Annotated in this window: 9 protein-coding genes; 6 read left to right on the top strand and 3 right to left on the bottom strand. The window is 74.6% G+C overall.

What is annotated here, in order from left to right; all coding sequences use genetic code 11:
- A partial coding sequence (locus FA014_RS15295) for an alpha/beta fold hydrolase (RefSeq protein WP_154730514.1) occupies positions 1-395 on the bottom strand: 395 nt, incomplete at its 3' end.
- Positions 392-1432, bottom strand: a complete 1041-nt coding sequence (gene mgrA, locus FA014_RS15290) for an L-glyceraldehyde 3-phosphate reductase (protein WP_154730513.1) — start codon at positions 1430-1432, stop codon at positions 392-394. The genes FA014_RS15295 and mgrA, both read right to left, overlap by 4 nt.
- Before the next feature lie 80 nt (positions 1433-1512).
- Between mgrA and FA014_RS15285 the strand changes: the two genes are divergently transcribed.
- From FA014_RS15285 to FA014_RS15275, 3 genes are all read left to right on the top strand, one after another.
- Complete coding sequence (locus tag FA014_RS15285) at positions 1513-1977, top strand: tRNA (cytidine(34)-2'-O)-methyltransferase (protein WP_154730512.1); 465 nt, start codon at positions 1513-1515, stop codon at positions 1975-1977.
- A gap of 102 nt (positions 1978-2079) precedes the next feature.
- Complete coding sequence (locus tag FA014_RS15280; protein ID WP_230323221.1) at positions 2080-3603, top strand: amino acid permease; 1524 nt, start codon at positions 2080-2082, stop codon at positions 3601-3603.
- 25 nt (positions 3604-3628) lie between these two features.
- Complete coding sequence (locus FA014_RS15275; protein WP_154730511.1) at positions 3629-4207, top strand: YdeI/OmpD-associated family protein; 579 nt, start codon at positions 3629-3631, stop codon at positions 4205-4207.
- Between the two features lie 94 nt (positions 4208-4301).
- Here FA014_RS15275 and FA014_RS15270 read toward each other — a convergent pair whose 3' ends face one another.
- A complete protein-coding gene (locus FA014_RS15270; RefSeq protein WP_154730510.1) occupies positions 4302-5141 on the bottom strand; it encodes an LLM class flavin-dependent oxidoreductase in 840 nt (279 codons plus the stop codon).
- Between the two features lie 198 nt (positions 5142-5339).
- Here FA014_RS15270 and FA014_RS15265 point away from each other — a divergent pair, with 198 nt between their 5' ends.
- The 3 genes from FA014_RS15265 to FA014_RS15255 form a co-directional block, all read left to right on the top strand.
- Positions 5340-7175 carry a gamma-glutamyltransferase family protein gene (locus FA014_RS15265; RefSeq protein WP_230323222.1) on the top strand — a complete coding sequence of 612 codons (1836 nt, stop codon included), beginning with the start codon at positions 5340-5342 and terminating at the stop codon, positions 7173-7175.
- Between the two features lie 164 nt (positions 7176-7339).
- Positions 7340-7846 carry a MarR family winged helix-turn-helix transcriptional regulator gene (locus FA014_RS15260; RefSeq protein WP_154730508.1) on the top strand — a complete coding sequence of 169 codons (507 nt, stop codon included), beginning with the start codon at positions 7340-7342 and terminating at the stop codon, positions 7844-7846.
- 136 nt (positions 7847-7982) lie between these two features.
- On the top strand, positions 7983-9579 hold a 1597-nt coding region (locus tag FA014_RS15255; protein ID WP_154730507.1), incomplete at its 3' end, for a DHA2 family efflux MFS transporter permease subunit.

Genomic DNA, 9579 nt, shown 5'->3' with positions numbered 1-9579 from the left:
GCCCCGGCCCCACCCGCGCCGGCCACGCCGACCACGGCCCCGTCCGCCGCCGGCGCCGCCACGCCGTCGGGCTCCACCGTCAGCCACGCGGGGTCCTCCAGCACCAGCCCGGCGACCAGGTCCGGTGCCGCGAGCGCCAGCTCCTCCGCGGTCACGCCGCCCATGGAGTGCCCGACGACCAGCGCCGGCCCGAGGTCGAGCGCCCGCAGCGCGGCCGCCGCGTCGGCGGCGAGCGCGGCGACGGTGAACGGCTCGTCGGGCAGCGGCGTGCCGCCGTGGCCGCGGGCGTCGAGGGCGACCACGGGCCGGGTGCCGGCGTAGCGCGGCAGCACCGTCGGCCAGCACGTGGCGGCGTCGGTGAGCCCGTGCAGCAGCACGACCGGAGCCGCACTCACCGGCGCGCGGTCCCGTCGACGGCGTGCGGCTCGATGGCGGCGATCTCCTCGGCCGTGAGCGGCTCGGCCCGGAGCGCGGCGACGTTGTCCTCGAGCTGCGCCACCGAGGAGGCCCCGATGAGCGCCGAGGTGACGCGCGGGTCCCGCAGCACCCAGGTGAGCGCGAGCTGGGCGAGGGACTGCCCGCGGGCCCCGGCGATCTCGTTCAGCGCCCGGGCGCGCGCCAGGTAGGTGTCGCCGATCTGCTCGGCCGACAGGAACCGGCTGGTCGCCGCGCGGGAGCCGGCCGGGACGTCGCCCGACAGGTACCGCCCGGTGAGCAGCCCCTGGGCCAGCGGCGAGAACACGATCATGCCGATGCCGAGGTCGCCCACGGCGTCCAGCAGCGACTCCGTCTCCCCCTCGGCCACCTGCTCGACGTGCCGGTTGAACATCGAGTACGACGGCTGGTGGATGAGCAGCGGCGTGCCGAGGTCGGCGAGGATGCGCGCGGCCTCGCGGGTGGCCGACGGCGAGTAGTTCGAGATGCCCGCGTACAGGGCCCGGCCGCTGGTCACCGCGGTGTGCAGCGCGCCCATCGTCTCCTCGAGCGGCACGGACGGGTCCGGCCGGTGCGAGTAGAAGACGTCGACGTAGTCCAGGCCGAGCCGGCGCAGCGACTGGTCGAGCGAGGACAGCAGGTACTTGCGGGAGCCGCCGTCGCCGTACGGGCCGGGCCACATGTCGTAGCCCGCCTTGGACGAGATGACGAGCTCGTCGCGGTACGGGCGGAGGTCCTGCGCGAGGTGCCGGCCGAAGTTCTCCTCCGCGGAGCCGTACGGCGGGCCGTAGTTGTTCGCGAGGTCGAAGTGCGTGATCCCGAGGTCGAACGCCCGGCGGAGGACCGCGCGCTGCGTCTCCAGCGGGTTCACGTCGCCGAAGTTGTGCCACAGGCCGAGCGACAGGGCGGGCAGGTCCAGCCCGCTGCGCCCGGTGCGGCGGTAGGGCATGGCGTCGTACCGGTCATCGGCGGCGCGGTAGACGGGCATCGTCGGCATCGTGGTCCTCTCGCAGGTCGGCGGGGCACTCGTCGCCCCGCCGCAGCACACGCTAACGCCCGGGTGAGAGGATCACCGGCGTGCTGCACGTCGTGTTCTTCGAACCCCGCATCCCCGGCAACACGGGCAACGCCATCCGCCTGGCCGCCGCCACGGGGGCGACGCTGCACCTGGTCGAGCCCCTGGGCTTCGTGATGGACGAGCCGCGGCTGAAGCGCGCCGGCCTGGACTACCACGACCTCGCGCACGTCGTCGTGCACCCCGACCTGGACGCCTGCCTGGCGGCGCTGGCGCCGTCGCGGGTGTTCGCGTTCACCACGCACACGGAGCGCCGGTACACCGACGTGCAGTACCGCGACGGGGACGTGCTGATGTTCGGCCCGGAGCCGACCGGCCTGCCGCCGGAGGCGCTGGAGCACCCGGCGGTGACCGACCTGCTGCGCATCCCGATGCAGCCGGGACGCCGCTCGCTGAACCTCACCAACGCCGCCGCCACCGCTGTCTACGAGGCGTGGCGGCAACTAGGCTTCCCGGGCGGGATCTGACAGGTCGACCGATCCGGTCTCACCCACCGGACCCCGGCGTGCGAGGAGGCACAGGCTTCGGCATGCTCGCGCGCGTCCTGCCGTCGTCCGAGGGGGTCCCCCGTGGCCATCAGCAACCGCAGCGTGCTGCGCCGCAAGTCCGTCGAGGACTCGCTGGCGTCGGTGGAGGACCCGGAGCGGTCCCTCAAGCGCTCGCTCACGGCATGGGACCTCGCGGTCCTCGGCGTGGCCGTCGCCGTCGGCGCGGGCATCTTCTCCGTCGGCGCCACCGCGGCGGCGAACTACGCCGGCCCCGGGGTGATCATCTCGTTCCTGATCGCCTCGGTCGTGTGCGCGCTGGCGATCATGTGCTACGCCGAGTTCGCGTCGACGCTCCCCGTCGCCGGGTCGGCGTACACGTTCTCCTACGCCACCGCGGGCGAGCTCGTCGCGTGGATCATCGGCTGGGACCTGATCCTCGAGATGCTGCTGGCCGCGGCCGTGATCGCGAAGTTCTGGGGCGTGTACCTGTCGGACGCGTTCGGGCTGTTCGGGATCGACGTCCCCACGACGCTGGAGCTGGGCCCGGTCGACCTCGACTGGGGTCCGGTGCTGGTCGTCGGCGTGTTCACCGCGCTGCTCGCCGTGGGCACCAAGCTCAGCACCCGCGTGAACAGCATCTTCACCATCATCAAGGTCGCGATCACGCTGTTCGTCATCGTCGCCGGGTTCTTCTACGTGCGCGCCGACAACTACTCGCCGTTCATCCCGCCGTCGCAGCCCGCGGAGTCGGCGTCGGGCCTGGAGCAGCCGCTGTTCGGCTTCCTGTCCGGGTTCGACCCGTCGCAGTACGGCGTCATGGGCATCCTGTCCGGCGCGGCCCTGGTGTTCTTCGCGTTCATCGGGTTCGACGTCGTGGCGACCACCGCGGAGGAGACCAAGAACCCGCAGCGCGCCGTGCCTCGCGGCGTGCTCGGCGGTCTCGCGATCGTCACGGTGCTCTACATCCTGGTCACCGTCGTCGTCACCGGCATGGTCTCCTACACCGAGCTCGCGGCGTCCGACTCGCCCTCGCTGACCACCGCGTTCGTCCTGGTCGGCGCGGACTGGGCGGGCAAGGTGATCTCGATCGGCATCCTGATCGGGCTGACCTCCGTGATCATGGTGCTGCTGCTCGGCCTCACCCGGATCGTGTTCGCGATGAGCCGCGACGGCCTGCTCCCCCGCGGGATCTCCCGCACCTCGCCCACGTACAAGACCCCGATCCGGCTGCAGATCGGCGTCGGCATCATCGTCGCCCTCATCGCCGGCCTGTCCGAGGTCGAGCGCCTGGAGGAGATGATCAACATCGGCACGCTGTCGGCGTTCGTGCTGGTGAGCTTCGGCATCCCGATCCTGCGCCGCACCCGGCCGGACCTGCAGCGCGGGTTCCGGGTGCCGTGGTCGCCGGTCCTGCCGATCGTGGCCGGCGTCGCCTGCCTGTGGCTGATGACGAACCTGACGGTGCTCACCTGGCTGCGGTTCGCGGCCTGGCTGGCCGTCGGCCTCGTGATCTACGCCGCCTACTCGTACCGGCACTCGCGGGTCGGCCGGGGTGAGGTGCCGGACCCCGCCGACGACCTGCCCGCCCCCGCCGGCGGCCACTGACCGCGCGCGCCGGAAAGCCAGGACGATGGCGCCGCTCGCCGACCGGCCCCGGTTCCACGCCGAGACCGTCGAGGACTGGCGCGCCTGGCTGGCCGAGCACCACGCCACCTCGGACGGCGTGTGGCTGGTGCGGTGGAAGCCGGCGTCCGGGCGGCCGACGTTCGGTTACGAGGAGATGGTCGCGGAGGCGCTGGCCGTCGGCTGGATCGACGGCCAGGCGTGGGCGCCCGACCCGGACAGCACCCGGCAGTGGTTCGCGCCCCGGCGCCGGGGCAGCGGGTGGTCCCGGCTGAGCAAGGAGCGGGTCGCCCGGCTGGAGGCGGCCGGGCGGATGGGCCCGGCCGGGGCCGCCGTCGTCGCCGCCGCGCGGGCCGACGGCTCGTGGACGCTGCTGGACGACGTCGAGGACCTGGTCGTCCCGCCGGACCTCGTGGCGGCTCTCGACGCGCTGCCGGGGGCCCGGGCGCACTGGGACGGGTTCCCGGCGAGCACCCGCAAGGTGGTGCTGCGGTGGCTGGTCGACGCCCGGCGCCCCGAGACGCGGGCGGCGCGGGTGGCCGAGGTCGCGGCGCGGGCGGCGGAGGGCGTGCCGGCGCGGCGGTGACGCGTCGTCGGGGTCGGGCGGTGTCACCCCGAGGTGCGTCCCCGCGGACCGGCGTCGCCGGACACCGAGGTCCCCGGCGCCGCTCCCCGCCGGCTCACCCCCGCGGGACGCCCTGGCGGACACGCTCCGTGAGCGCCGCGTACGTCGAGCCAGGCCCCTCCCAGCGCGACTCGACGAACCACGTCGCACCGGCCTCGGCGAGCGCCGCGGCGTGGTCCCGCGCCTCCGCCGGGTCCGCGGGCAGGACGCCCTGCAGGACGATCTCGTAGGGGCCGGCGTCGGGGGCCCGGTGCTCGCGCACCCACGCGGCGATCTCCGCGACCTCGGCGGGGCCGAGCTCGTCCATCGCGCGGTCGCCGCGCAGCTGCGGGACCAGGCCGTCGTACCGCACCGCCCGCCCCATGGACCGCTCGCTGGGGTACGCGCCGACCACCCAGATCGGCACGCGCGGGCGCTGCACCGGCCGGGGCCGGAACTGCAGGTCGGTGACCCGGTGGTGCGTGCCCTGGTAGGAGAACGGCTCCCCGCTGAACGCCAGGTCGAGGATCGCGAGGTGGTCGTCGAGGAGCTCGGCGCGCTCGCGCGTGCTCGTGAGCTCGCCCTCGACGCCGGCGAACGCGCGGTCGAGCGGCACGCCCAGCCCCGCGGGGATCACCAGGCGGCCGCCCGAGAGGTGGTCGACGGTCAGCGCCTGCCGCGCCACGACCCACGGCCGGCGCCGCGGCAGCGCGAACACCAGCGCGCCCAGCGTGATCCGCTCGGTGCGGACGGCGGCGGCCGCGAGCACCGCCCACGGGTCCCACACGTCGCCGTCGACCCCGATGTCGACCGCGTCCCACGTGAAGTAGCCGTCCCAGCCCGCGTCCTCCGCCTCGGCCGCCAGCCCCACGAGCTGGTCGACCGTGCCGAACGTCCCGACGATGCCGAACTTCATCGCGTCCCCCTCGTCGCCGTGCCCACCCGGTCGTCGACCGTGGTCCTGGGTCCGCCACGGTACCGACGACCTCCGACACGGCCCCCGGCCGCACGTCGGCGGGGGGGTCGACGTACCGTGGGCGACGCCCCGCCCCGCCCGCGCCACCCGGAGCCGCCCGTGTTCACCACCCGCCCCGAGCTCGTCGGCACGCACGGCATGGTCGCCTCCACGCACTGGCTCGCCAGCGCCGTCGGGCAGTCCGTCCTGGAGGCGGGCGGCAACGCGTTCGACGCGGCCGCGGCGGCCGGGTTCACGCTGCAGGTGGTCGAGCCCCACCTCAACGGCCCCGGCGGCGACGCCCCGATCATCGGGCACCGGGCCGCGGACGGGCACACGTTCACGGTGTGCGGGCAGGGCACGGCGCCCGCCGCGGCGACGATCGCGGCGTACACCGACCAGGGGCTCGACGTCGTCCCCGGCACGGGGCACCTGGCGGCGGTCGTCCCGGGGGCGTTCGGCGCGTGGCTCGACCTGCTGGCCCGGTACGGCACCCTGCCGCTGGCCGACGTGCTGTCCCCGGCGATCGGCTACGCCCGGGACGGCTACCCGCTGGTGCCCGCCGCCGTGCGGACGATCCGGACCGTCGAGCGGCTGTTCGCCGAGCACTGGCCCACGTCCGCCGCGACCTACCTGCCCGGCGGCCGCGTCCCCGAGCCGGGCGCCCGGTTCCGGAACCCGGCGCTCGCCGGCACCTACGAGCGGGTGCTCGCCGAGGCGCGCGCCGCGGGCACCGACCGGCTGGCGCAGATCGAGGCCGCGCGCCGCGCGTTCTACGAGGGCTTCGTGGCGGAGGCGGTGGCCGCGTTCGTCCGGGAGCCCGTCCTCGACTCCTCGGGCGAGGCGCACGCCGGCCTGCTCACGGCCGACGACCTCGCGGCCTGGCGGGCCACCGAGGAGCCCACCGTCGCCGTGGACTTCGCGGGCGTGCAGGTGCACAAGACCGCCGCGTGGGGGCAGGGGCCGGTGCTGCTGCAGCAGCTGCGGCTGCTGGAGGAGCTCGGCGTCGCTGACGCGGACCTCGGATCGGCCGAGCTGGTGCACACCGCGCTCGAGGTGACGGACCTGGCGTTCGCCGACCGGGAGGCCTGGTACGGCGACCCCGTCGACCGCGACGTCCTCCCCGTGCTGCTGTCCCGGTCGTACGCCGCGGAGCGGGCGCGGCTGGTGGGGCCGTCGGCGTCCGACGGGGTCCGCCCCGGGTCGCCGGGCGGGCGCACGCCGCGGCTGGCCGCGCTGTTCGGGGAACCGGCCGCCGGGCCCGACGGCGCCCTCGTCTGGCCCGGGCGGTACGAGGACGCCGCGGGCGGGCCGGTGCTGGGCACGGGCGAGCCGACCCGCGGCCCCGCGACGGCGGACGGGGCCGCCGCGGTCGACGGGCCCGCGCTCGACGTCCGCCCGTCCGGCGAGACCCGCGGCGACACCTGCCACGTCGACGTGGTCGACCGCTGGGGCAACCTGGTGTCCGCCACGCCGTCCGGCGGCTGGCTGCAGAGCTCGCCCGTCGTGCCCGGCCTCGGGTTCGGGCTCCCGACCCGCGCGCAGATGTTCTGGCTGGAGCCCGGCCTGCCGTCGTCGCTCGCCCCCGGACGCCGGCCGCGGACCACGCTGAGCCCCGGCCTGGTGCTCCGCGACGGCGGCGGGTTCGCGTTCGGCACCCCGGGCGGCGACCAGCAGGACCAGTGGACGATCCCGTTCCTGCTGCACCACCTCCTCGGCGGGCTCGACCTGCAGGCGGCGATCGACGCGCCGGGCTGGCACTCGACGCACGTGCCGTCGTCGTTCCACCCCCGCACCAGCACCCGGCGCGGCGTCGAGGCCGAGTCCCGGCTCGGCGCGGACGTCCTGGCGGAGCTCGCGCGGCGCGGCCACGCCGTGCGGGACGCGGGGCCGTGGAGCCTGGGCCGGGTCAGCGCCGCGGGCGTGCGGCCGGACGGGATGCTGCACGCGGCGGCGAACCCGCGGGGGATGCAGGGCTACGCCGCCGGCCGCTGACGGCCCCGACCCGTCCCGCCCGTCCGTCCGGGCCCGGGAGCGGAGTGCTCTGCCCGAGCCCGCTCGGGGCCGGGTGAGGGGGCTCACATCACCCGCGGAACAAGTTGCCCCGCGCAACTGTTGTGATAGTTTGCCTGCTGCAACCAATGAAAGAGGTCCCCGCCGTGCCCAGCACCCCCGCCTACCGCGTGCTCATCGACGCCATCGCGCGTCTGCAGCGCGTGCAGCGCGAGGTCGGCACCGAGCTGGCCCGCGACCTCGACTGCCCCCGCGCCGCGCTCAGCCTGCTGTGGCTGCTCGACAAGGCCGGCGAGCTGGGCATCGGCGACGTGGCGCAGCACCTGCACGTCGACATCTCCGTCGCGAGCCGGCAGGCCAGCGCGCTGGTCGACGCGGGGTACGCCGAGCGCAGCACCCCGGACGCGCCGGGCACCGACCGCCGCGTCCGCACCGTCCGGCTGACCGAGCGCGGCCGGGCGTTCACCGCCGACACCAAGACGGCGATGGACGCGCGCGCCGCCGCGGCGTTCAGCGCGTGGACCCCCGCCGAGCTGGCCGACGCGTCGGCCACCCTCGAGCGGATCGCCGACACGATGGCCGAGTTCGGCGCCCGCGCGACCGCCGCGGACACCGTCGCCGCCGGCATCCCGGTGCTGGCCACGGCCACCTGACCCGACCCGGGTCGGTGCGCAGCCGCGCGCACCGGCCCCCGCAGCACGCGACCGCACCGGCCGCGCCGCACCACACCACCACGTCCGCCGACGGCGCCGGGCACCGCATCCCAGGGCGAAAGCAGAGACCACACCCATGAGCAGCACCACCCGGGCCGAGAGCCCGACCGTCGACAGCGGGCCCGCGCCCGCGATGAGCCACCGGCAGGTGATGGAGGCCCTCTCCGGCATCCTGCTCGGCATGTTCGTGTCCATCCTGGCCACGAGCGTCGTGTCGAGCTCCCTGCCCAAGATCGTCAGCGACCTGAACGGGTCGCAGTCGTCCTACACCTGGGTCGTCACCGCGACCCTGCTGACCACCACGATCACCACGCCGATCTGGGGCAAGCTCGCCGACCTGGTGAACCGCAAGCTCCTCATCCAGATCGCGCTGGTCATCTCCGTGCTGTCCTCCGCGGCGGCCGGCTTCTCGCAGAGCGTCGGCTTCCTCATCGGCATGCGCGCGTTCCAGGGCATCGGCGCCGGCGGCCTGACCGCCCTGGCGACCGTCCTGCTCGCCGACATCCTGAGCCCCCGCGAGCGCGGCCGGTACATGGGCCTCATGGGCGGCATCATGGGCATCGGCATGGTCGGCGGCCCGCTCCTCGGCGGCGTCATCACCGACAGCCTGTCCTGGCACTGGAACTTCTTCGTCGGCCTGCCGTTCGCGGTCGCCGCGATCATCGTGCTGCAGCGCACGCTGCACCTGCCCCAGCTGGCCCGCAAGGTCGTGAACATCGACTACTGGGGCGCCGCGCTCATCTCCGTGGGCATCGCGTCGCTGCTGCTCTGGGTCACCTTCGCCGGCGACAAGTTCGACTGGATCTCCTGGCAGACCGCCGTCATGGTGATCGGCGCCCTCGTGGTCCTCGCGATCGCCGTGCTGGTCGAGAACAGGGTCGCGGACCCGATCATCCCGATGCACCTGTTCAAGAACCGCACCCTGGTGTTCTCCGTGATCGCGTCCGTCGCGGTCGGCGTCGCGATGTTCGGCACCTCGGTGTTCCTCAGCCAGTACATGCAGGTCGCGCGCGGCAAGACCCCGACGCAGTCCGGCCTGCTGACGATCCCGATGATCCTCGGCCTGTTCATCTCGTCGACGATCTCCGGGCGGCTCATCACCAAGTACGGCCGCTACAAGGGCTTCATGATCGCCGGCGCCGTCCTGCTGACCGGCGGCCTCGCCCTCATGGGCACCATCCGGTACGACACCAGCTTCGTCCTGGTCGGCCTGTTCATGTTCATCATGGGCGCGGGCGTCGGCATGCTGATGCAGAACCTCGTCCTCGCGGTGCAGAACACCCTGGACGTCTCCGAGACGGGCTCCGGCACCGCGACCGTGGCGTTCTTCCGGACGCTCGGCGGCGCGATCGGCGTCTCGGCCCTCGGCGCGGTGCTCGGCAACCGGATCACCAGCTACGTCACCGACGGCATGGTGTCCGCGGGCGTCGACCCGGCCGCCCTCGGCGGCGGCACCTCCTCGGTGCCGGACGTCTCGGCCCTGTCGGAGCCGTTCAAGACGATCATCGAGTCGTCCTACGGCCACGGCATCGCGGACCTGTTCCTCATCGCGGTCCCGCTCGGCGTGGTCGCGCTCATCGCGGTGCTGTTCCTCAAGGAGGTGCCGCTCGGCAGCCGCTCCGGCGTGGAACAGCTGCTCGACCAGGAGCAGACCGCCGAGTCCGTCGTGGCCG

The organism is Cellulomonas hominis (assembly GCF_005239125.1).
In the GTDB taxonomy this organism is placed as follows: Bacteria; Actinomycetota; Actinomycetes; order Actinomycetales; family Cellulomonadaceae; genus Cellulomonas; species Cellulomonas hominis_A.
This window is presented reverse-complemented; position numbering and strand designations above follow the sequence as displayed.

Bases quoted from the DNA above. Each gene is read 5' to 3' on its own strand.
- mgrA (WP_154730513.1), bottom strand. From the start codon at position 1,432: ATGCCGACGATGCCCGTCTACCGCGCCGCCGATGACCGGTACGACGCC.
- FA014_RS15275 (WP_154730511.1), top strand. From the start codon at position 3,629: ATGGCGCCGCTCGCCGACCGGCCCCGGTTCCACGCCGAGACCGTCGAG.
- FA014_RS15270 (WP_154730510.1), bottom strand. From the start codon at position 5,141: ATGAAGTTCGGCATCGTCGGGACGTTCGGCACGGTCGACCAGCTCGTG.
- FA014_RS15265 (WP_230323222.1), top strand. From the start codon at position 5,340: ATGGTCGCCTCCACGCACTGGCTCGCCAGCGCCGTCGGGCAGTCCGTC.